Source organism: Spirosoma endophyticum, assembly GCF_900112365.1.
GTDB lineage: Bacteria > Bacteroidota > Bacteroidia > Cytophagales > Spirosomataceae > Spirosoma > Spirosoma endophyticum.
The window spans coordinates 174,787-198,585 of sequence record NZ_FOLQ01000011.1 but is presented as its reverse complement, the minus strand read 5'-3'; the positions used below and the strand labels follow the sequence as shown (position 1 = coordinate 198,585).

Annotated in this window: 17 protein-coding genes and 1 riboswitch; of the genes, 8 read left to right on the top strand and 9 right to left on the bottom strand. The window is 46.4% G+C overall.

Translation table 11 applies throughout. The features are described 5' to 3' along the window. Positions 1-15 precede the first annotated feature (15 nt). The 3 genes from BM202_RS23975 to BM202_RS23965 form a co-directional block, all read right to left on the bottom strand. Positions 16-609, bottom strand: a complete 594-nt coding sequence (locus BM202_RS23975) for a GDSL-type esterase/lipase family protein (RefSeq protein ID WP_093830897.1) — start codon at positions 607-609, stop codon at positions 16-18. Between the two features lie 29 nt (positions 610-638). Then, positions 639-1,712, bottom strand: a complete 1,074-nt coding sequence (locus tag BM202_RS23970) for a homoserine O-acetyltransferase family protein (protein WP_093830895.1) — start codon at positions 1,710-1,712, stop codon at positions 639-641. Positions 1,713-1,805: 93 nt separating this feature from the next. Continuing rightward, the gene (locus tag BM202_RS23965; protein WP_093830893.1) at positions 1,806-3,119 is read right to left on the bottom strand and encodes an O-acetylhomoserine aminocarboxypropyltransferase/cysteine synthase family protein; all 1,314 of its coding nucleotides are present in this window, start codon (positions 3,117-3,119) and stop codon (positions 1,806-1,808) included. A 219-nt stretch (positions 3,120-3,338) separates the two neighbouring features. Next, positions 3,339-3,443: riboswitch (SAM riboswitch) on the bottom strand. A gap of 187 nt (positions 3,444-3,630) precedes the next feature. Here BM202_RS23965 and BM202_RS23960 point away from each other — a divergent pair. Next, complete coding sequence (locus tag BM202_RS23960) at positions 3,631-3,957, top strand: DciA family protein (RefSeq protein ID WP_093830891.1); 327 nt, start codon at positions 3,631-3,633, stop codon at positions 3,955-3,957. A 32-nt stretch (positions 3,958-3,989) separates the two neighbouring features. Here BM202_RS23960 and BM202_RS23955 read toward each other — a convergent pair whose 3' ends face one another. From BM202_RS23955 to BM202_RS23935, 5 genes are all read right to left on the bottom strand, one after another. Further along, entirely contained in the window at positions 3,990-4,691 is a 702-nt protein-coding gene (locus tag BM202_RS23955; protein ID WP_093830889.1) for a class I SAM-dependent methyltransferase, read from the bottom strand. 39 nt (positions 4,692-4,730) lie between these two features. After that, on the bottom strand, positions 4,731-5,894 hold the full coding sequence (locus BM202_RS23950; protein WP_093830945.1) for a glycosyltransferase family 87 protein: 1,164 nt from the start codon (positions 5,892-5,894) through the stop codon (positions 4,731-4,733). Positions 5,895-5,921: 27 nt separating this feature from the next. Next, complete coding sequence (locus BM202_RS23945; RefSeq protein WP_093830887.1) at positions 5,922-6,728, bottom strand: polysaccharide deacetylase family protein; 807 nt, start codon at positions 6,726-6,728, stop codon at positions 5,922-5,924. Further along, positions 6,674-7,678, bottom strand: a complete 1,005-nt coding sequence (locus BM202_RS23940; protein ID WP_093830885.1) for a glycosyltransferase family 2 protein — start codon at positions 7,676-7,678, stop codon at positions 6,674-6,676. The genes BM202_RS23945 and BM202_RS23940 overlap by 55 nt, the downstream gene beginning before the upstream one ends. A 320-nt stretch (positions 7,679-7,998) precedes the next feature. Beyond that, positions 7,999-9,600: a Na+/H+ antiporter gene (locus tag BM202_RS23935; RefSeq protein ID WP_093830883.1), complete on the bottom strand. Its 1,602-nt coding sequence runs from the start codon at positions 9,598-9,600 to the stop codon at positions 7,999-8,001. 116 nt (positions 9,601-9,716) lie between these two features. Here BM202_RS23935 and BM202_RS23930 point away from each other — a divergent pair, with 116 nt between their 5' ends. Both BM202_RS23930 and BM202_RS23925 read left to right on the top strand, forming a co-directional pair. Further along, positions 9,717-10,709 carry an ion channel gene (locus BM202_RS23930; RefSeq protein WP_093830881.1) on the top strand — a complete coding sequence of 331 codons (993 nt, stop codon included), beginning with the start codon at positions 9,717-9,719 and terminating at the stop codon, positions 10,707-10,709. Between the two features lie 51 nt (positions 10,710-10,760). Then, the gene (locus BM202_RS23925; protein WP_093830879.1) at positions 10,761-11,666 is read left to right on the top strand and encodes a S66 peptidase family protein; all 906 of its coding nucleotides are present in this window, start codon (positions 10,761-10,763) and stop codon (positions 11,664-11,666) included. Between the two features lie 47 nt (positions 11,667-11,713). Here the strand turns inward: BM202_RS23925 and BM202_RS23920 are convergent, their stop codons facing one another. After that, positions 11,714-13,072 carry an amidohydrolase gene (locus BM202_RS23920; RefSeq protein ID WP_093830877.1) on the bottom strand — a complete coding sequence of 453 codons (1,359 nt, stop codon included), beginning with the start codon at positions 13,070-13,072 and terminating at the stop codon, positions 11,714-11,716. Positions 13,073-13,376: 304 nt separating this feature from the next. Between BM202_RS23920 and BM202_RS23915 the strand changes: the two genes are divergently transcribed. The 5 genes from BM202_RS23915 to BM202_RS23900 all read left to right on the top strand — a co-directional run bounded on the left by BM202_RS23915 (position 13,377) and on the right by BM202_RS23900 (position 23,769). Beyond that, entirely contained in the window at positions 13,377-16,535 is a 3,159-nt protein-coding gene (locus tag BM202_RS23915) for a SusC/RagA family TonB-linked outer membrane protein (RefSeq protein ID WP_093830875.1), read from the top strand. A 13-nt stretch (positions 16,536-16,548) separates the two neighbouring features. Next, positions 16,549-18,159, top strand: a complete 1,611-nt coding sequence (locus tag BM202_RS23910; protein ID WP_245776758.1) for a RagB/SusD family nutrient uptake outer membrane protein — start codon at positions 16,549-16,551, stop codon at positions 18,157-18,159. An 893-nt stretch (positions 18,160-19,052) separates the two neighbouring features. Then, positions 19,053-19,307, top strand: a complete 255-nt coding sequence (locus tag BM202_RS38295; RefSeq protein ID WP_245776757.1) for a carboxypeptidase-like regulatory domain-containing protein — start codon at positions 19,053-19,055, stop codon at positions 19,305-19,307. 26 nt (positions 19,308-19,333) lie between these two features. Further along, the gene (locus BM202_RS23905; protein WP_245776756.1) at positions 19,334-22,249 is read left to right on the top strand and encodes a SusC/RagA family TonB-linked outer membrane protein; all 2,916 of its coding nucleotides are present in this window, start codon (positions 19,334-19,336) and stop codon (positions 22,247-22,249) included. A gap of 20 nt (positions 22,250-22,269) precedes the next feature. After that, positions 22,270-23,769: a RagB/SusD family nutrient uptake outer membrane protein gene (locus BM202_RS23900; protein WP_093830941.1), complete on the top strand. Its 1,500-nt coding sequence runs from the start codon at positions 22,270-22,272 to the stop codon at positions 23,767-23,769. The last annotated feature ends 30 nt before the right edge of the window (positions 23,770-23,799 follow it).

Sequence of the window (23,799 nt, the reverse complement as noted above, 5' to 3'; positions counted from 1 at the left end):
TAGGTAAACAAATCGTTAAAAAATTCGGGCTTCTCGTATCAATTGCTGCTGCCAGGCTCGGTAACCGGCCGGGCTCAAGTGCAAGCCATCACGCTCAAAAAATTCCTGACGTGGTCTCCCGTTGCTGCCAAGTAAGGGTGAGGTCATGTCAATATATTGATAATTCGTATTTTTAGCTAGTTCGCCACATATCAATTCGTTGGCCTGTCGTATTTCCTGAGCAATATTCCAGCGGGCAGGACTGATTTTAATGGACAAAAAAGCTAGTGGCACATCAGGCAGTGTGTTACGTAGTTTTTCGGCAAAAGCACAAAAAAAGAGATACACTTCTTCAGGGTGCCGACCATCACCAAGATCATTGTCACCTGCATAAAAGACAATAGACTTAGGATTTGCCGGAACAATCAGTCGCTCGAAAAACCACGCACAGGCAGCTAGTGTAGAGCCACCAAAACCTAAGTTGAGCGAATTAATTTGAGGAAAATCCTGACTCAATGTCGACCAGAGACGCATTGAGGAACTACCATAGAAAATAACTCTGTCTGTAGCCAGTGGCAACGTAGCTATTTTATCTTCCAATTGCCGAACTTCGGCATCATACCAAACCATACTAGACTATTTAACGTACTAACAGCCAATTATTTCAGGCTTAGTCGATGCGATACATTCGGCGAACTTGCGCTCGCCATCCATTTGCGAATAATTCCGGCCAACGGCCGAAATTCAATAAGAAAACCGTCGTGTCCGTAAAGTGAATCTATCTCTTCATAGGCTGCGTCTGGAATATGGCGGGCCAGAAACTGCTGTTCCGAGGGGGGGAAAAGCAGATCAGAGCGAATACCAACCACCAGCGTTCGAGCCTTGATCTGTCCCAGCGCATTGGGAATACTGCCCCGGTTGCGGCCAACGTTGTGCGAATCCATTACTTTTGAGAGTATCCAGTACGTGAACGCATTGAAGCGGTCAACTAGTTTCTCTCCCTGGTACCGTTGATAACCAGCAGCTTTATAGCCATCCAGTTGTTCGTTATTATCAAGCGCCTGCGTAAAGCCGTACGTATCATAGTTCCGGTACGAAATCATAGCCATTGCTCGTGCTGCTTTCATCCCTGCCAGCCCTGCGTCATCGCGTCGTTCGGCCCAGCTTGGATCGGCCTCAATAGCCATCCGTTGCGCTTCGTTGAAGGCTATACACCAGGGCGAAGCCATGGCACTGGCCGCAATCAACACCAGATTGTCAATGAGATCCGGCTGCAAAATAGCCCATTCAACAGCCTGTTCACCCCCTACCGAGCCGCCAATGCAGGTATGAATTTTTTCAATACCTAATTCCTGACGTAGCAAATCCAGCGCACCGACCATATCACGAATTGTAATAGCCGGGAAGTCATGATGAAATGGTTTACCAGTCGCCGGGTTTAGGGACAGTGGCCCTGTAGAGCCATAACATGACCCTAATACGTTGGCGCAGACAATAAAATCCCGCTCGGGATCGAAATATTTTCCCGCACCAACCATACCGCCCCACCAGTCGCCGACATCGGCGTTTCCCGTCAGGGCATGACATACCCACACAACATTCGACCGCTCACCCGTTTCAAGGGTAGATGGGTTTAGCGTACCGCGTGTGGTATAGGCCAGCCGAAAACCCGGCAGACTCTCTCCCGATTCGAGCGGGAACGAATATTTATAATCAAAATACTGGAGGCTCAATTAAAAAATGTTTACGGTTTTCGGTTTATAGTCTATGGTCTGCAAGTGTCATAAGTACAGACCATAAACCATAACCGGAAACCAACCCAAAAACTACGTTAGAACTGGTTCGGCAATAGCAGCAAAGGCCTGTTCGAAATCAGCTTTGATATCATCAAAATATTCGATGCCCGCCGAAACACGTAACACGCCCGACTCAACCCCGGCACTGGCCTGCTCCTGTTCACTCAGTTGCTGGTGTGTTGTCGCTGCCGGGTGGATAATGAGTGTTTTTGCATCACCAACGTTGGCCAGATGACTCACCAGTTTCAAACTGTTAACAAACAGGTCAGCTGCATCTTTGCCACCTTTCACTTTGAACGTAAGCACGCCACCAAACCCCCGTTTTAAATATTTTTTTGCCAGATCATGATATGGGCTACTTTCCAGACCCGGATATTTTACGGCTTCAACCTGTTCATGCTGTTCCAGCCATTGAGCCAGTGCCAGCGCATTCTGCACCGTTCTGTCCAAGCGCAACGAAAGTGTTTCCACCCCCTGCAACAGCAGGAATGAGTTGAATGGACTAATGGCCGGGCCAAAATCGCGCAGCCCTTCAACACGGGCCCGGATGATGAACTGAATATTACCAAACGGTCCACCAACGCCAAATACGTCGCTGAACACCAGACCATGATACCCTTCTGATGGTTCACTGAACTGCGGAAACTTGCCGTTGCCCCAGTTATAGTTACCGCCATCTACAATTACGCCACCTATACTCGTACCATGACCGCCAATCCACTTTGTTGCCGATTCGACTACAACAGCCGCTCCATGTTCGAGTGGCCGGAAAAGATAGCCTCCTGCACCAAACGTATTGTCTACGATAAGCGGTAAATCATGTTCTTTGGCAAGAGCAGCAAACGCATCAAAGTCAGGAATATTAAATTCAGGATTCCCAATCGTTTCGAGGTAAATCGCTTTTGTTTTTTCGTCAATCAATTTCGCAAACGCTTTGGGATCACTCCCTTCAGCAAATCGCGCTTCGATACCCAGGCGCTTAAATTGAACCTTAAACTGGTTATATGTACCGCCGTATAGAAATGAAGTCGTAACAAAGTTGTCGCCTGCGCCCAGAATATTGCTTAACGCGATAAACTGAGCCGCCTGTCCTGAAGCCACTGCCAGAGCGGCCACACCACCTTCCAGAGCCGCAATGCGCTTCTCGAACACGTCGGACGTAGGATTCATAATGCGGCTGTAAATATTCCCAAATGCCTTCAGTGCAAACAAATCAGCTCCGTGCGCCGAATCGTTAAACACAAAGGAGGTCGTTTGATAAATGGGAACAGCGCGCGCGTTGGTAGCTGAATCGGGCTCCTGACCAGCGTGTAGCTGGAGCGTATCGAAATGAAGTTCAGACATGATTTTTATCGTTAATTGTTAGGAATAAGTGATTGGTTTTATTTCTGGTAGAAAGTCTGTAAGCGGATTAATCCTGGTAGCCACATTTCTTACAGGAAACAGACTACGTATGATTAATAGCCAGACACACGACAAACCCTCCCGGTTTTCGTGGTGGTTGAAGATTGCTTAGCAGGCCCTGGTGGGCATACAGCGCTGATTGTCGTGCATGTAAGTTCAGATTTATAGGCCCTAAAATAGCTTTAGGCAGGAGTTAGCACCTTGCCGTGTGGTAGGTTGCCAGCGGTTCACAGAGCCTGATCTCTCCCCGCTTCTTTATAAATCAATGCGCGTCGGTGATCGAATAATAGACGCGTAGCAATTGACTTGATGGCGCAAGTATACTAGCCAGACGGCGTGAATCCAAACACGCTCTGTTTTTTCTAGCCTGGAAGTTTTTTTTGCTTCGTCTGGCAACCGGTCATTTGTTACGTCGATTCATTGTTTACTTTTGTGGTAAGACACCGACTTCATGAACCAGCCGTACCGCTATAATCGCGAAAATGCTACCCGAGTAGCCGGAGTTACGTCCTTAAAAGACGCGATCAATCAATTGCTCAAAACGTACCAACTCCAGACCCGCTTCAATGAAACCTATCTCGAAGCGTTTTGGGGTCGTATGATGGGACCTGCTATTGCCTCCCGTACAAACCGGCTTTATGTGCGCGATCGTAAACTTCATATTGAGATCGCATCGGCTCCGCTACGTAATGAACTCGTTAACGCCAAGCAAAAACTTATTCAGCTGGTTAATAAAGACATGGGCACCGATGTCATTGAGGATGTCATTTTCATTTAGATTTTTAGGGGTTGCTGATCTTCAAAAATTGATCAGAATTGAATCAGCAAGTTTTGCCGTTCTTGCTGCAATGTTAACGGTTCGCTGATAAACCGGGCCTCTACCCCTACCCTCCGGGTTATATCCAGCCACTCCTGCTTCGACAGAATCAAAAAACCATTCTCTTTGCGAACAGCGTAATAGGGTGAAAAACGTAACCGGACTAATAGCTTAAGCATAGACAGTAGCTGCCCTTGTTTAAGCGACCGTCCAATAATACTCAGTATATCTTTCAGTACGCTTCCTCCGACCATCAAATCGCAGATCAGCGCTTTTGCACCCGGTGCTGCTACGTGCTTGATTGATCTAATCAACTGTTCGACTTCGTCAGCGCTACGGTAATACTGCACAACGCTCATGACGATGAAGGCTCCAAACTTCTCATCCGCTATTGGACTAAAATTCAAATAATCGTCGGCCGACAGATCGTGAAAATAAACGTTTGGATGGCTTTTGTGTTTGACGCGCGCCATTTCGTTGTATCGTTTCGAAATATCAAGACCATGAATTTCGCACACCCGATCATGCCATGCATCTTCCAGATTGCCCGGTCCAGAGCCGATATCGAGCACTTTCAACGTTTTCGATAAAGGAATATAATCCTCTACTCGTGCCAGAAAGTAAGTATAGTTCGCTGACATGGAGTCGTCAAACTCATTCTCCTTTTGCCAGAAATCCAGCCAAGTTGATGCCATAAGTGTTTTGTATTTATGACAATACGCTAGTGATTAATATTATGAATGTGCCGGTAGATCTATTTGCCGATGCTCTATCAGCGCTGATACATGCATTAGATAAATTACCCGGAACCAGATTAGCACACAGGGTAATGCTTTTAGCACGTAAGGTTTGACAAATTGCTCGCGTAGAAAAACTGGAAAGATGTCGCTTGGTGAGAAAACAGTAAAGATCAAGCAACTGATAAGCAAGAACCAATCAAGCCATAGTTTGGGGCAATAAAACCACCAGACAAGTACACCCGTAACGGCTGTGATATAGGTAGGCGATTCAGAAACTGGATTGAATATGACCTGAAAAATCAGGATAGAGGCTACCATAAGCATCCGAAAATCAGTTTGCGTAAACTTTCGAACCTGAATATAAACCGTACAGAAGAGTACTATTCCCAGACCGACGATTACAGATGTGGCCACATCAGGCGAAATGAATACGTGGGTTAGCCGATGAATTGACGTATTGGCCCATTTATCATGGTCAGATTTAACGAATAATTCGCTAATCCATAAATCATATTGCCAGATAAGCTTATCAAATGATGTAAAGAAGAGCGGCAATAATCCAAGTAAGACAGCCCAAAGCGAGGCCGACACTAAAAAACGACCTTTTTGAGGATAAAGCAGAAATAATGCACCCGCCACCAGACTGTATATTTTAATATTGAAGCCAAGTACAATAAAAAACGCGGCCCAGAAAGGTTGTTTTTTTTCAAAACTGATGAAGGCAAACAGAGGGATTGCAGCAATGAATGGATTTGTCTGACTATTGACCAGGGAAGTAAAAAGCTCCTGTAAACCAAACCAATAGGCGAAAACTTTTTGCTGATGCGTGAAAGGCATTCGATAAATGGCCAGTACCCAGACTCCGGCAAACAAAAAATGCCATAAAAATAAACCTACCGAATAAGGCAGCGCAAAAACAGGAGAAAACAGGGCTGCAAACGTAGGGGCGTAATGGTAGTGATCACTGTATTCGGTTGGGTAAAGCGCATAAAGACTTTTCCCATGTATTAAATGCTCAAGTGAATAGTAAAAAATCTGGTAGTTGTTGGAGCCGTCAACCAGAATAATTCGAAGACTAACAAATAAGGTAAGTAGAGCGTAGATACTAAATATAACCCGATAGTTGCTAAAAAACGGTTTTTTAAAAAATGCTACCATCCGGTAAAATAACATAAAGACTGACGTCTAGCGCGAATGCGATTTGAGTTGCTGCGTAAAATCGCCCATCGTGCTGAATTCACCAAGCGGTTTCAGATAACGTAGTAAGTTTTCGACGCGGTCGAGCAACTGATCTTTAGAATGCCGACGTACGTAGCCAGGTATCTTCTCATAGTCCGACAAGTCTGTAAACTCCCATGGATGAACATATAGATTCAGGAAACCATCCGTTCGCAGCGTTTGGCGACAGAGTCGTTTGTAAAATGCAAATGGAAAGTTTTTCAGACTTAACCAGAACAATGGCAAGCGTAGTCGGGGTGTGACCGATGCCGGAATTTGCCAGACGCCCCTTTCCTGAAACGGGTGCCGAGGTTCGCCCCAGTGATTATACCGACCCGGCAACCAGGTTGGATGCAAAGATGAGTTATACTGATAACCAGCCTGTTGCAAGTCGTTTGGATCAACAAAGCCCATCCGTGCGCGACGAAAGCCCGTTACCGGCTGATTCAATAACTCCTCCAATGCCAACCGGGATTTGAGTAAATCGGCGGGTTCGAACGTCGTATGGTAATAGCCGTGCGACGCGATTTCGTGTTTTTGAGCTAGTTTCCGAATAAGTGATGGCTCATGAAGGGCGTAGTTAGCGGTTGTAAACAACGTAGTACGAGCCCCAATCATGTCAAACCGTTCTGCGAGTGATGTCAATCCTCGCGTTGAAACGGCCACTTGTTCACTAAGGGGAATATCATGGCCGAATTCAAGCGCCGTATCAAACTCTTCTACATCAACGGTGAATAAAATATCTCGTCTTCCTTGCTTGTCTGGGCTTGCCATGATGTTACAGTCTCCTCTATCTCGCTCGTATCGCCGATAATATAGGCTGGTCTGCCTTTCACCTCAACAAACGTTTTGCCCAAATATACGCCGATAATGCCGATCATGATGAACTGAACGCCCCCAATCAATACCATCAGCACAACCAGCGTCGTCCAACCAGATACTGTAGCGTTTGTGAAGAAATACTCGTAGGTTGCTTCAGCCCCAAACAGCAGGGCGAAGAACGACATACAGAAACCGAGCAATACTGATAGATATAATGGCCGTGTCGAAAAGGACGTAATGCCCATTGCAGCCAGTTTAAGCATTTTTCGGAATGAATATTTCGAGCGACCAGCGTATCGAGCGGCTGGCTCATAAAGTACACGACACTGGCGGAACCCTACCCATGAAATAGCGCCACGCAGGAACAGATCATTTTCTTTAAACTGTTTGATCGTGTCTACTACTTTCCGATCGAGCAATCGAAAGTCGGCCGCGCCGTCTTCAATAGCAAGATTCGACGCACTACGCAGCAGTCGGTAGAAGTACTTTGAGGTCGCCCGTTTAAACAAGGACAATTTAGGGTCTGGCGCACGAACGGTATACACCACTTCATAGCCTTCGCGCCACTTGGCAATCAGCGTTGGGATCAGTTCCGGTGGGTGCTGAAGATCAGCATCCAGGCAGATTACAGCGTCTCCACGAGCGTTATCATAGCCCGCTCGCAGTGCCATTTGGTGACCAAAATTTCGCGAAAACGAAATGAATCGTACAACCGGATATTCTTTACTCAACTCCCTCAGCACATGACGAGTCTGATCGGAGCTACCGTCATCAATAATCAGGATTTCGTAGGATTCGTACCGCTTCATAACGGCTATGAGCCGATGCACGAGTACAGGTAAATTTTCTTCTTCGTTGAAAGCTGGTACGACCAAACTAATCATACCTGAATGAAATTTCATGTTCTAATCGTTAAACAGACACAGTTACGGAGAGCCGTTTGTAAATTTCCGGTTAAATATAGGTATATATACCTAATAATTCATCACTATTTCGTGAAATTTAATGAGTACTGTATTTATTATACTTACTATAGACTAAAAATCAATCAGTTATCATAATTCACTATGGTCAACCTCATTTAATTCATCTGTAAATACAGCTTATGGATCTTGTTCCACTTTCAGTTAACACCCCTGTAGAGAAAGGAAGCAACGGTTATAGGAATTTAAAACACATACCTTCCATTTAGTTTATAAGTGATTTAGCAAAAAGTCTTAAATCATATGGATGGTTGCACTAACGAAAGGCGGGCTGCCTCCAAATCCAGCTCCTGCTCCAGTTTGCGAAGGATCTCATCGTCCAGCAAGCTACCCGAACGCTGCTCACTCAGCACAGTCCGCTCTATAGATAATAGTTCCAGTTGAAGTCGGATAGCCTGTTGGTAAAGTTCGGCCGGCCGTTCGGACAAACTGCTTGCCCGAAGCATGCCATTTAGCTCGTTAATACGTAGTTCGTATGTGTTTTTGACGTAATTCAGTACGTCATCATGAACGGACCCGGCTGAGTGATTAGCTTCTAAGTGCGTGATAGCCTGTTGCGCCATTTTCCGACGCAGCTTGCGTTCTTCCTGTTTCTCATCGACCGTCTCCCGCACATTCAGTTCGTCAATCAATACGGGCAGCGTTAATCCCTGGAAGACTAACGTACAGAAAATAACCCCGAACGTAATAAACAGGATTAAGTCACGACCGGGAAACGTCTGCCCATTAGGCAGCGTAAGCGGCAATGCCAGTGCACCAGCCAGCGATACAACGCCCCGCATACCCGCCCAACTCAGAACAGACACTTGTTGCCAGGAAGGTTTTGCTTCCCGTTTCCGAATGCCTGCGCTCAGCAAGCGAGGTAAATAAGCGCCGGGAAAAACCCAGACAATCCGGCTTACAATGGCCACAGCACTGATGAGCAACGCGTACGTGACCGATTCAGGCAACGTATACCCATTTAATTCGGATACAATAGTGGGCAGTTGCAGGCCAATCAGGATGAACACCAGACTGTTAAGGAGAAAGACAACGACGGCCCAAACAGAATTTGTTTGCAACCGGGTTTGGTACGTAAATATTTCGTCACTACGGGCCGACAGAAACAGCCCAACCGTAACCACCACGAGTACGCCCGAAATATGAAGTTCTTCGGCAATCAGGTAGCAACCGTACGGTATCAGCAAGGTTACGGCGGTGTTGATAACACTGTCTTTGTTAATGGCCTGATGCACCCGCATCATGATCCAGCCGATTACCAATCCCAACGCGACACTGGCCAGGGCAATCCCAATAAACTGAAGACCAGCTTCCCATAGGGAAAACTGGCTCGTCAGAATGGCGACTAATCCGTAGCGGTAAATAATCAAACTAGTGGCGTCATTCACTAAGCTTTCCCCCTCTAAGATCGTCGTAATGCGCTTTGGAATATTCAGCCCTTTGGTTACGGAAGAAGCCGCCACAGCATCGGGTGGCGCGACTATAGCCCCCAGCAGGTATCCCTGTGCCCACGAAAAGCCCGGAATCCACGTGTGAGCCACCCAGGCAATAATCGTAGAAGTGAACAGCACAAGGCCGACAGCCAGAAACGACACCGAGCGGCTGTAAAGCTTTAACTCCACATTGTCGATTTGCCAGGCAGCCGCATAGAGCAGCGGTGGCAGAAAAATAAGAAAAACAACATCGGGCGATAAAACAATGGAAGGCAAGCCCGGTATCCACCCGATAAACAAGCCAGTGAGGACTAGTAAAATAGGAAAGGAAATACGGAATCGACGCGATATAACCGCCAGTAATGTTGTTAAACCAAGCAGACCCGTTACGCTTTCAATGGGACTCATAAAGTAAATGAAATGAAGTATATGTCAGGCTACGTGACAAAGAGGTTGGTTGGCAAATTTGCGATAACTTTGTTAACCAAGCTATTCATTATACACGACCAATCGACTGACCGACTATGAATCCAAATCCGACAAAACGTCGTCTTTTTAATAAGGCTCCTAAAAGCAGCCAATTAGTCGAACAGGAAGAACGACGTAGTGATCTTGGTTTTGGCACAAAACTAACCGATTCAAGCTCTCGGCTGGTCAATCAGAATGGCACGATTAATATTGCCCGGGTTAACGGTACCCTCTGGGATCGATTAAATATCTATAACCGACTTATTACCATGAGTTGGGTGCATTTTTTTTTCTGGCTTTTAGCGGCTTATGTGTTCACAAACACACTGTTTGCGGGGATTTATATGCTAGCGGATGCCAGAACGCTTATTGGCATTGATGACAAAATTCTGAATGGCCCATTCTGGAAATGTTTCTTTTTCAGTTCTCAAACCCTCACAACGGTGGGTTATGGACATATTTCGCCCAATAGTTTCCTGACCAGTTCCATTGCAGCTTTTGAGTCGATGATTGGTTTATTGGCGTTTGCGCTGGCAACGGGCCTGCTTTACGGTCGGTTTTCGCGCCCGGTGGCCCATATCCGCTTTTCGCGACAATCGGTCTTCGCGCCTTACCTAGACGTGAACGCCTGGATGTTTCGTCTCATCAACACTCGTGATAACCAATTAGTCAACTTAGAAATAACCGTCTCCATGTCACGACTGGAGCCCAAGCCCGATGGTACACTTTACCGGCGATATTATGGCCTCAACCTGGAACGAAATAAAGTAGCTTTTTTTCCGGCAAACTGGACCTTGGTTCACCCGATTACAGAAAAAAGCCCCCTATACGGCTGTACGCCCGAAGAACTCGAACAATCGGACGCCGAATTTTTGATTTCATTACAGGCCTTAGATGATACGTTCGTACAAAGCGTCCATACTCGTTTTTCGTATCGCTACGATGAGATACTCTGGGGCCATAAATTTCGACCTATCTATATTGACGATCAGCAGACGAAAATTGACCTGAATAAACTCGACGAAACCGAAGAAGTTGAGCTAAACTGAGTCGACCTAACGACCGGCACCAATACGTATTCATTGATAACTATTTCCTGAATGCTCCCTCCTTTTTTGCGCCCCGGCGATACGGTTGCCATTGTGGCACCCGCCAGTTGGTTTCCTTACTCAGAACTCGCCGATGGTCTACATATTCTACGCAATGTCTGGCACCTTAACGTAGTTGAAGGTGATAGTTTGCACGCTATAAAGGGGCCTTTTGCTGGCTCCGATGATCTCCGCCGAGCCGACCTCCAACGCTTTTTCGACGATCCTGCCATTCGGGCTGTGTTTGCGGCTCGTGGTGGGTATGGCTGTTATCGCATTGCCGATGATCTGAACCTGTCGGGTTTACAGGCCAATCCAAAGTGGCTTGTGGGTTTTAGCGACGTAACGGTGCTTCTGAGTTTATTATATAATCATGGCCTCGCCAGTCTGCATGGACTTATGCCCCGTCAATTTGGTGACCCTGACCGGGCCGATGCACTAGAGTCCCTGCGGCAATGGTTGTTTGGCGAGTCCCCAACACATTATACGGTATCAGCTCACCCACTTAATCGTTCAGGGCGAGCGCAAGGTCATCTGATAGGCGGAAATCTGACGATGCTTAGCAATTCAATCGATACGCCAACGGACCTGGATTTCAACGGAAAAATTCTGTTTATTGAAGATATTGATGAAACGCTTTTTTCCCTCGACCGAATGATGACTCAACTTCGTCGGGCGGGGCGACTGGCCAGGCTAGCGGGTTTAGTAGTAGGTCAGTTTACGGACATGCGTGGAAATCTGTCGTTACCTTTTGGGAAAGATTCCTACGAAATTATTGCCGACGCCGTTGTAGGTTACGATTATCCCGTGCTGTTCGATTTTCCGGCCGGGCATGTTAACTATAACCTGGCCTTGCCCATTGGTCAAACAGTTGAATTAGCTGTTCAGAAAAAAACGGGACGTATCAATTTTATTTAAATACAGAGGCCCAGCGATGTTAGTCTCTGGGCCTCTATATTTAAACATTATTTTCCATGCACATTGGCGGTAAGCTCTTTAACGGCTACACCCTTATTGGCCAGTTCCATATAATCAGTGGTCAGGTGGCAGAGTGATTTCATACCCAACACAAAACCACCTTCGTCGATTTGGAAATCAGGGGTGTGGTGTGGAGCAACCTCTTCTGCTTTTTTTCCTTTCGCCATACCACCCAGAAAGAAAAAGAAACCTGGTACTTTTTCCTGATAGAATGCAAAATCCTCAGCACCTGTCACGGCTGGCGTAAGTTTAACGTTGCCCTTACCCGCTACAGCTTCGAGCGTGGGCTCCATCTGATCGGTCAATTTGGGGTCGTTATAAGTAACCGGGCAACCAACGTTAATGGTCACGTCCGCTTTGGCCCCTGCGCTTTCGGCAATATTCGTAGCAATTTCATTGATACGTCGGTGAACCAGTTGTTGCGCTTGCGGGCTGAACGTGCGGATCGTGCCGATCATATCGGTTTCTTCAGGGATAATATTGGTCCGAATGCCACCATGCAACGCACCAATTGATACAACAGCGGCATCGTCGGTTAGGGTAACATTGCGACTGACGATGGTTTGCAGTCCCATGACAACCTGCGCCGACGTAACAATTGGATCTACACCCGACCAGGGAGACGCACCGTGCGTTTGTTTGCCTTTTATTTTAATGGCGTATGAATCTACAGCCGCCATCGTTGCACCGGGCCGGTATTTGATCGTACCAACTTCGGTTTGCGAATTAATGTGCAGCCCGAAAATGGCGTCCACCTTCGGATTTTCCAGTACGCCTTCTTTAATCATCAATTTTGCGCCACCTTCTTCACCGGCAGGGGCTCCTTCTTCAGCGGGCTGAAAAATAAACTTAACCGTGCCGCGCAGGTCACTTTTAACCGAAGCCAGCACTTCAGCCACACCCATTAGTATCGCTACGTGTGTATCGTGTCCACAAGCGTGCATGATACCCGTTTGCTGCCCATTGTATTCAGTTCTAGCTTCCGACTTAAACGCCAAATCTCCACGCTCTGTCACAGGCAAGCCATCCATATCTGCGCGCAGGGCGACAACTGGACCAGGTTTACCCCCCTTAAGAAGGCCAACGACGCCCGTTTTACCAACACCCGTTTTCACTTCCATACCAAGTGCCTGAAGGTGAGCCGCAATTTTGGTCGCCGTCTGAAACTCCCGATTCCCTAGTTCGGGATGCTGGTGAATATCCCGACGCCAGGCGACTACTTTTTTCTCAAGGCTTTCAGCTGTTTTATCCATTCGGGCGTTTAGAGAGGCCGTTTGCCCAAAGGCCGTTTGAATAAATAGGCAACCAGAAGCTACCAGACCGAAGCCAATAGAGTGTTTATTCATAAAATTGTTCAATTTTAAGGCTGTACATTATACTGATAAGCAATTTACATCATATACAGAATAAAGTAGCGATCAAATCGAAATTTATACGTTTATATTTTAAATAATATTTTCATTAAATACAATATATTTCGCAAATGTAACATTTAGACAAATTATACAATAAACTTATATTTTATAATTTCAACAAATTAGCGAAAAGACTACAAAAAACTTTTTCCTTTAAAGTACAAAATCGACTATCACAGTGTATATTTGTTCCCTATTTTCTGATTTTTAATGCTTCTTTAATCTCTACTAACAAATGCGGAAAATTTTATTAGGCAGTTGGCTACTTTCGCTACTGTTTTGTTTGCCCGTTTTGGCACAGGACGTAGCAGTGAGTGGCCGTGTCACTTCATCAGATGACGGTTCCGCCCTACCAGGTGTAACCATACAAGTAAAAGGTACCACTCGTGGTACAACCTCAGATGTACAGGGAAATTACCGCCTGAACGCACCCGCTAACGGCACCCTGGTATTTAGCTATATTGGCTACACTAACCAGGAAGCCACTGTTGGTAATCGTACAACAATCAATGTCGCCCTGGTTGGTGATTCACAGCAACTAAGCGAAGTCGTGGTGACGGGTTATGGCACGCAGCAGCGCCGGGATGTAACGGGTTCTGTCGGGACCATCAAAGGCGACGGTTTTAAAAACATAGCCGTACCAAGTTTCGACAAATACTTACAAGGCCAGGTGGCTGGTGTACAGGCTTCGGTACCTGGCGGTATGCTGGGCCAGGCAGCTACTGTACGGATACGGGGTACAAACTCCATTTCGAATGGTGCCGATCCGCTCTACGTAGTTGATGGCCTTCCGTATATCACAGGAAACCAGGGTGCTTCGACAAGCAACCCCTATAACCCACTTGGTGATATCAACCCCAACGATATTGAGAGTGTTGAGGTGTTGAAAGATGGATCGGCCACCGCTATTTATGGCTCACGAGCCGCGAACGGGGTCATTCTGATCACGACCAAGAAAGGTAAAAAAGGGGCTCCCCGTGTTTCGTACGACGGTTGGCTCGCCGTGGCTGAACCATCGAAGCGCTTTGACCTGATGAACGCAAATGAGTTTATCACCGTTGCGAACGAAAAATTGACGAACGCTGGCTTAGCGGCTGCTGCTTTTCCAACGTCGAACACGGCTACAGGACAGAACTACGATACCAACTGGCAGGACGTTATTCTTCGCAAAGGATTCCAGCAGAACCATGCGCTGTCGTTCAGTGGTGCTACCGACCAGACGAACTATTACTTCTCGTTAGGGTATGCCAATCTGGAAGGTAACGTCGCTGCTAACAATCAGACTAAATACAGCTTCCGGGCGCGGGTCGATCAGAAAGCGTTTAAGGATAAAGTAACGTTTGGCATGAATGCCTTCGTTACGCACACGACCAATACAGGATTGAACCAGGGAACAAACGCCTTGTCAGGCAACATTGCAGGCGCTATCTATGCGTTTCCGAACGTAGCTGTTCAATTCCCTGATGGGTCATACAACATCGAAGCGCAGAGCTTGGGCCGGGGTTCCAACACGCGGGCTATTTACGGTAACTATACCAACCAGAAGTTCATTCTGGACAACAATATCTACAAAAACCAGAACCTTAATTTGACGGGTAATGCCTACGTAGATGTTGAAATTGTGAAAGGCTTAAATGCTAAATCGCAAATTGGTATCAACTACCTAAGCAATGAAGATTTTGTTTACCAAAATCCGGATCATGGTGATGGCGTTTCAATCAAAGGCTCGGTTGACCAGACTTACCAGCCTCAGTTCCGGTATAACTGGCAAAATACGCTGAGTTATAATCGCACGTTAGGTCAGCACAAGATTGGTGCTGTCGTCGGGTATGAACTCCAGAAAACGACTTCCCGGTATTTTGAATCATACGGGTATGGCCTGTCCGATAAATACTTCGGTACGAATGGCAATATCATTACTGGATCGTTGACAAACCAGCAGATTTATGGTTCAGCAAGCCAACGTGCCTTTGAATCGTATTTTGCGCGCGCCAACTACTCCTACGGTGATCGGTATCTGATCAGTGCGACCGTTCGGCAGGATAAAATCTCTTCGCTTCCTATTGGTAACCAGGCCGCTACGTTGCCCGGCATATCAGTTGGCTGGCGCTTGTCGGAAGAAAGCTTCCTGAAATCGGTTTCGTTCCTGAATGAATTGAAATTGCGTGGTAGTTATGCGCAGGTTGGAAACGTTGAAATCGGCAACTATCCCTACGCTGGTGTGTTTGCTGCTACTCAATATGGCGACCAAAACGGTATTCGCTACAACCAGGTAGGCAACAACAACCTGAAATTCGAAACCAGCAACAAGGTTAACTTTGGTGTAGACGCTTCGTTCTTTTCCAACCGCATCAGCATCACGGCTGAATATTTCCGGAACAATATCGATAATCTGATCCTTCAGGCGCCAACGCCACCGTCACTGGGCGTTCCAGGGGCAGGAGCTAACATTAATACCATTGCTCAGAACATTGGTAAAATGAAAAACCAAGGATTTGAATTTTCGGTGAGCACAGTCAACTTCCAGCGGAATAACTTTTCGTGGCGGACCAACTTTAACGTAACTTTTGTGAACAACAAAATTCTGCAGTTGGTAAACGGCAACGATATTCCATCGGCCTACAACATTCTTCGCGAAGGTGAAGCAATCGGTTCGTTTTTTGGCTACGTAAGTCGCGGTGTGAATGCCTCGAATGGTAACCCGATCTTCGAAAAAGCAGATGGGTCGCAGGTTCAGTACCTGATTGGTAAAGTTGTAACGGCAACCAATAACTTCGCCTGGGCTGCTTACGATCCCGCTAATCCGAGCAACGTAACGACGGCTGCGGCTGCATTAACCCAGAATGATAAAAAAGTTCTTGGTGTTGGCAACCCAACCTGGTATGGTGGATTCAATAACTCCTTCAACTTTGGCAACTTCGACGCGTCGTTGTTCCTGACATTTGCGGGTGGTAACAAGATTTATAATATCACGCGCCAGGAGCAGTTGAACAACCAGGTTTTTGCCAACGCAGGCCGGGAACTATTGAACCGCTGGACCGCCGATGGTCAGGTGACCGATGTACCTAAGTTATATTTCAACTCCGATGCCAACGTATTGCAGACGGGCAGCCTGAACAGCCGCTTCCTGGAAGACGGCAAATTCCTTCGCGTTCAGAACATCAGCCTTGGCTATACGCTGCCAACAGCGCTTCGTAGCAAGATTAAAGCGAATACCTTCCGTATCTATGTTCAGGTACAAAATGCCCACGTATTCACCAAATACAAAGGTCTTGATCCGGAATTGAACGGCATTACAACGTCGAACCTGGCAGCTAACGCTCAGCCTGGCCTTGACAACCGTACCAATCCGGTTCCACGTACCTATACCGTGGGGCTTAATCTGAACTTCTAATTAACAGACATCAATGAAAAAAGCACTAAAAAATCCATTACGCTTGGGACAAGTGGCAACGGGTACCTTGCTGGGTGCATTGTTGCTGGTTTCTTCCTGCAAAAACTTTACTGAGCTTAACCCGTTAGCTTCTCTTTCGGAAACGACGGCGTTTACCTCGCCCAATAGCATTGAACTGGTTGCCAATGGGGTATACCAGGCTGCTGCTGTCGGTTTATACAACGGTGCGGCCGGTCGTGGCTATCCGTTTGGCGCTGCTTCTATTGAGCAGGGTGAAATGCGCGGAGAAGATATGGTGAATTTGCAGGCTTTCTACGATATTACGTATCGGGCAACCTACAACACCACATCGGCCAACAACGTCAACCTTTGGGAGCAGTTATATGCCTTGATCAACCAAACTAATGTCTTGATCGATGGGGTTAGCAAAGCGGGTACCAGCGGCATTATTACACCAGTAGTAGCCATCCAGTATGAAGCAGAAGGACGCTTTCTACGCGCACTTTCGCATCATGAACTGCTGATCCACTTCTCTCGTCCGTTTGCTGACGGTGCCGGATCAAAACCTGGTGTTCCTTATCGTGAAAAAGCCATCACATCGACAACGTCTGTACAGGAAGGACTGGCTCAGGATCGTGGAACCGTAGCGCAAACCTATGCTAAAATACTAGCTGATCTGGATTTTGCAGAGACTAACTTGCCGGCTACCCGATCAGGCACTGGTTCAGCTAATGGTATTGCACGGGCTACATCTGGCGCAGCGATTGCCCTTAAAACCCGGATCAAACTTCACATGCAGGATTGGGCAGGTGTTGTTACGGAAGGCGCTAAGCTAGGCACAGCGGCTACAACTGGTACATTCACAAGCCCAATTGGTAGCTACAAACTGGAAGCTAGTCCAGAAACACCGTTTACCAGCTATCAGGCCAATACAGAATCCATTTTCTCGATTGCCAACAGCGCAACGTCCAATGGAGGTACAAATGGTGCTTTGCCGGGTATGTTAGGTCCTGTATCGCTGGGTGGTCGGGATCTGGTAGCCACAAGCCCAAACCTGTATAACGCTCCGTTCTGGGTGACTGGCGATACACGTCGGACGCTATTGCAAGTGAAACAATCGACAGGAAGCTATCCTTTCTATTTCAACTACAAATACCGTCAGTATACGACCCGGGCTGACTGGGCTCCTATTCTGCGCTATCCTGAAGTATTGTTGAACGTAGCCGAGGCCTATGCTCGTCAAAACACAACAGCGCAGGCATTCTTACTGCTGAATGCCGTTCGTAATCGGTCTGTGCCTGCCGCTGAACGTTTTGCAACCGCGCCAACTGATCTGATCCAGGCTATTCTGAATGAGCGTCGGATTGAATTTGCGGGGGAAGGCCGTCGCTGGCCCGATATTCACCGGTTATCGCTGGATACGAAATATTCAACCAATGGAATACCGGCTAAAGTCGATGTCTCGCAAATCAAAGCTACCAGCTATGACTTGACGGCTCGTCCTATGCTTGCTCCTATTATTGCTGCCATACCCTACAATGATTATCGGTTCCTATGGCCAATTCCGACGTCTGAAATATCGATCAATCCAACATTGAGAGCGCAGCAGAACCCAAATTACTAAGCGTTTTTCACTATTTACGAAAGCCCTCCAAAAAATTGGAGGGCTTTTTGTTTGCCGCAATTTTTCGCCAACCTTGCTCAGCTAGTAGAACCAGGAATCTTTTAGTAGTACACTCAAGCAACTAATCTCTTCTATACTGATTGCCCTCAATTGGCTTATTTAAAGCTTCTCAACTATTTATTCAATTGTATTTAAACCCGATTAAAAATCAATTGGGACCTGAAGCAGGAAACTTAAAAAAACTCTGTTTTCTACGCGTTTATTGAAACGACAAAGAACCCAAACGGTAAGTAAATACAGCTTATATCACTAAGTACTTTTCTATAAATTATCCAATTAATCTGAAAAACAAATATTTTAATTAAACAGTAATTCTTAAAATAAAATATTAAATCAATCAAAATCATTTTATAATTATTTTGCCTAATAAGTATTACTATTACATGAGCTATACTTTAGTAAATGACTATTATTCATCAAACAGTAAGTATTAATAACCTGGTACTAATCACTTCACTGGAATATAAAATTAGTGGTTTTCCTCTAAGCTACATAAGATTTATACATACTGACAGTAAGCCTGTTAAATCTAATTAAGCCTATTTTTCTCTAATTTATTAACTTAACTAGTAGTGCCATACAATTGCCACGGTGGATTTTACGAAGACCATCTATCCATTCCAAATTACCCTTATCAGACCACTACAATCAGGGGTTAAGAGGTAATCATTTAACAGGTTACTATTCCTACTCAACTACAGCCTGTATATTTTGTCCTGTATCGGAATATTACAAAAAAACCTCATGCTAAAATGATGGTAATTTATCCTCTCTACTTTAACTTTGTATTCCCGTTCCGGGATTTTACTATATGTTCTAACTTATATGTTCTTATGAGCAAAATTTTATTAGGGAGCTGGTTGCTTTCACTGATATTCTGCTTGCCTGTTCTGGCACAGGATGCAACGGTTAGCGGTCGCGTCACTGCATCAGACGACGGATCACCCCTGCCAGGTGTGACTGTGCAGGTAAAAGGGGCTAATCGTGGTACAAACACAGACGCACAGGGTAATTACAGAATAACTGCTCCTGCTAATGGGCAGTTAGTATTTAGTTCATCGGCTACACAAATCAAGAAGTTGCCGTAGGCAATCAGACAACCATTAATGTTGCGTTGGTAGGCGACGCTCAGCAACTGAGCGAAGTAGTTGTTATTGGCTACGGCACGCAGACCCGGCGCGATGCTACGGGTAGCATTGGTTCGGTGAAGGGATCAGCCATTGCCAATATGCCTATTCAGAGCTTTGAATCAGGTCTGGCGGGCCGTACGGCGGGGGTTCAGATTACGGTTCCGAACGGCGTATTAAACAACCCACCTGTTTTCCGGATTCGCGGTACAAACTCGATCTCGCTTAGCTCGCAACCGTTGATTGTAGTAGACGGAGTTCCCGCCTTTACAGGAGATTATTCATCGACAAGTGCACCAGCTAACCCGCTAGCCAGTATCAACCCGAATGATATTGAAAGCATGGACGTAGCGAAAGATGCGGCTGCAACGGCTATTTATGGTAGTCGCGCGGCAAATGGCGTTGTATTCATTACCACTAAACGTGGTAAAGCGGGTGCGGTTAAGGTCAATTACGATGGCTGGGTTGGCTTTTCAAACGCTTACCGATTACCACTGCTGCTGAATGCACAGGAGTATATTAACTTCAAAACGCAGGCCGTTGCCAACAACCCTACGGCAAGTGCGGTTAAGTATACACAAATAAACGATGCAAATGGTAATCCTATCGATACTAAGTGGTATGACCAAGTTTATCGGCAGGGAGTTTCTCACAACCACAATGTAAACATCTCGGGCGGTTCCGAAAAAACCAATTACTATTTCTCAGTTGGTTACTCGAATCAACAGGGCATTCTGAAAAAGAATGATTTTCAGCGGATCAATACGTTGTTCAATATGGACAGCAAGCTTGGCAAACTGTTTACGGTAGGCGGAAAAATTTCGTACTCTAACGAGAAGAACCTATCGTCTTCGTCGTCAGGTTCGCTGTACGGCGAAGCATTCAATACCGGTGGTCTTGGGCGTCTGGCCATTGTGCTGCCTCCGATTATTGCGCCTTATAACAATGATGGGTCGTACAATCTAAATGGCGCTGCCATTGGTTCGTCGAACATTAGTGGCATAAGTTCATTGTCGTACTATAACCCAGTCGTTCAGCTCGAAAATAACCGTTCTAACTCCGAAAGTAATCATATTCAATCCAACGTCTATGCGCAGTTCAAACCCGCCGACTGGATTACGCTACGAAGCACCTATGGTATAGATTATCTGTTGATTAACAACGATATCTTCTGGTCGCCCAAAGGTGGAGATGGTTATAGCTATAATGGATATGGTAGTGCTATTTCTGGCACTTACAAAACCTGGGTATGGACGAACACCATACAGTTCGACAAAACGTTTGCTGGCAGCCATAATTTTAGCTTGCTGGCCGGTCAGGAGCAACAACGTCGTACATCGAACGCGTTTGGTATCAACCGTCAGGGATTATCGGACGATGCTTACAATCAAATTCAGGCAGGTTGGGTTACCAACAACGCTACGGGTATGACGTATGGCGAAAACTATCTGTTATCTGGTTTCGGTCGTTTAACCTACAACTACAAAGAAAAGTACTTCCTGAGCGGCAATGTTCGTCAGGACGAGTACTCAGCCTTAGGCGAGAAGAAAGGGGTGTTCTGGGGTGCATCAGCTGGTTGGGAAATCGCCCAGGAAGGTTTCTGGAAAGCAGCCAAGCTTGATAATGTGTTCAGCAGCTTTAAGATACGTGGTAGCTATGGTAAAGTAGGTAACATCGGTGGTATAGGCGACTATACGCCATACTCTACTTATGCTTCTGGTTTATACGGTGGTGCAGCAACCTTGTATTTCTCGAACGTAGGTAACCCAAACCTGAAGTGGGAAACCAGTTTGAAGACAGATGTTGGCTTCAACTTCGGTTTGTTCAATGATCGGATTACGGGAGAAGTTGCCTATTACAAAAATGACATCGACAACCTGATTCTGTACGTAGGTCAGTCTCCATCAACGGGCTTGCCAACTAACCCTCCTCAGAACGTTGGTACGATGTACAATAAAGGGCTGGAATTGTCGCTAAACGCCCGGATAATTAACGCTAAGAACTTCCAGTGGAATTCGAACTTTAACATTACGTTCAATAAGAACGAGGTTACCTCACTGGCACCCGGCTTAAATTCGATTCAGACGTGGATTGGTGGCGGAACCAGCGAAATTGTAAACCAAACACAGCCTGGTTATTCGCTGGGACAGTTGTATGTCGTTCGTACGAATGGCATTGATCCAGCAACCGGAAAACGGATTTTCGTTAACTCTCAGGGGCAGAATGTGTATTATCAGTACTACGTACCAACAAGTACAGATCCAGCGCAAAAGCAGTATGCTTACTCGACAACTCCTGATGGTAAAACCCAATATATTAGTCCTACTGGTGGAACAAGCATCACACAGGCGGCAGACGGCGTAATGTATGCCAATGTCTTGCCAAAACAATACGGTGGTTGGGATAACACGTTCAAATACAAAAACTTTGATTTGAGTGTTCTGCTTACCTACCAGCTGGGTTTCTACGTATACTATGGCACTAACGCCGGTTTGCATGACCAACGCTGGTGGAACAATGCCAAAGACGTATTGACGGATGCCTGGCAGAAAGAAGGCGATACCGGTAAGAAATATGCAAGACCTGTTTATGGCGATAACGTGTCAAACGGTTCGTCAATGCCGCTGGATATGAACGTGTTCAAAGGCGATTTCTTACGACTAAGAAGTTTGTCGTTAGGCTATACGCTGCCTTCTTCGCTACTGTCGAAAGCTAGAATCAGCAATTTGCGGGTTTATGTAAGTGGTCAGAACCTGGGCATCCTGACAAAATATCCAGGGCCAGATCCAGAAGTATCCGCAAACGGTGCCAGCAGCAATAATAGTACCTCGTCGCAAGGTGTCGACAGAAATACAATCGGTAACGCACGCACAATTACGGTTGGTTTACGAGCAGGTTTCTAATGCGTTTCATCAAAGATTTTATGAAAAAGAAAATAATATATTCGGCAGCTTTATGCCTGATTAGCTGGGGCTTTAGCGCCTGTAATCGGGATCTGCTTAGTCCTATTCCACAAACGTCGGTATCAGATGCGTCGGCGTTCAGCACCGTCAGTCGCGTACAAACACAATTGCTGTCGCTCTACGGATCGGCCAATGCCACCAATATTGGCGGTCTTAAAGATGGTAACTTGTACGGAGGCCGCTACGTAGTATATGGCGATATTCGGGGCGAAGATTTCATCAACGAAACAGGTAACCTCATTACCGGTTCTGACGTGTGGGCTGAAAACCCGACCAATAGCGCAACTGCTGTTGCGACGCTGTGGAATGCTGGCTATTTGACCATCAACAAGTGTAATATCTTTTTGGATGGGATGGCCGCCGGTGGCGCTACAGTAGTAGGTGCCGATTTGGGGAAACAGTATGTGGCTGAAGCTAAACTGATTCGTGGCCTGGTCTACTATAGCCTGCTTCAATACTACGCTCGTCCTTATGCTGACGGAAGTGGTAGTAAGCCTGGTCTTCCACTACGCCTTTCAGGTATTAAAGGGGCAGGTCAGTCTGACTTAGTAAGAAGTTCAGTAGCGGATGTTTACGCACAAGTTCTGAAAGATCTGAACGAAGCAGAAACGGACTTGCCGTCAAAATACACGGCGGCTTCTGACAACGTAACCCGTGCCCATAAGAATACGGCAATTGCGCTGAAAACACGCGTTTATCTGAGCATGCAAAATTATGCCAGCGTGGTTACGGAAGCTAACAAGATGGTAAGTGCTACGGCCCCATTCTCGTCGCCTGCCAATGTTGCGAATGCGTTGCAGCCTGATATTACGGCGGTCTTCACGACGTATACCACGCCAGAATCTATTTTCTCGATGCCCATGACAGGCACTGCGGGCGACAATCCAGGTACGCAGAACCAATTGGCGTATTACTATTCCCCAACGCCTGCCAACGGTGGGGTTGGAAATGGAGAGTTTTCGCTGAATCCTAACGGGATCATTGCCAATACGGGCTGGAAATCAACCGATAAACGCCGGTCATTTATCAAGCAATCCGGCACAACTACCGTTAAAAACTGGCTCAATAAATACAAGACTGCCAGCCCGTATACGGATTACGTACCCGTCATTCGCTATGCCGAAGTACTGCTGAATCTGGCGGAAGCCAAAGTACGTACTAGCAATACAGTTGATGCGCAGGCAGTAGCTCTATTAAATGCCGTGCGCAATCGGTCGGATGCAGCGACAACGTTTACAGCCGCCAGCTTTGCCGCTCCTACGGATCTTATCAATGCAATTCTAACAGAACGTCGTATTGAGTTCTTAGGCGAAGGGCTACGTAACAACGACCTGATGCGTTTGTTGCAAACCATTCCGGCTAAAGGAACAGCCCAGGCTAAAGCACCCACCGATAATGGTTACATCTGGCCAATTTCGGCGTCGGAACTTGCGTTGAATAAGCTAGCCACGGATAACTAATTCCGAATTTAATTAGTCAGTAACAAGAGG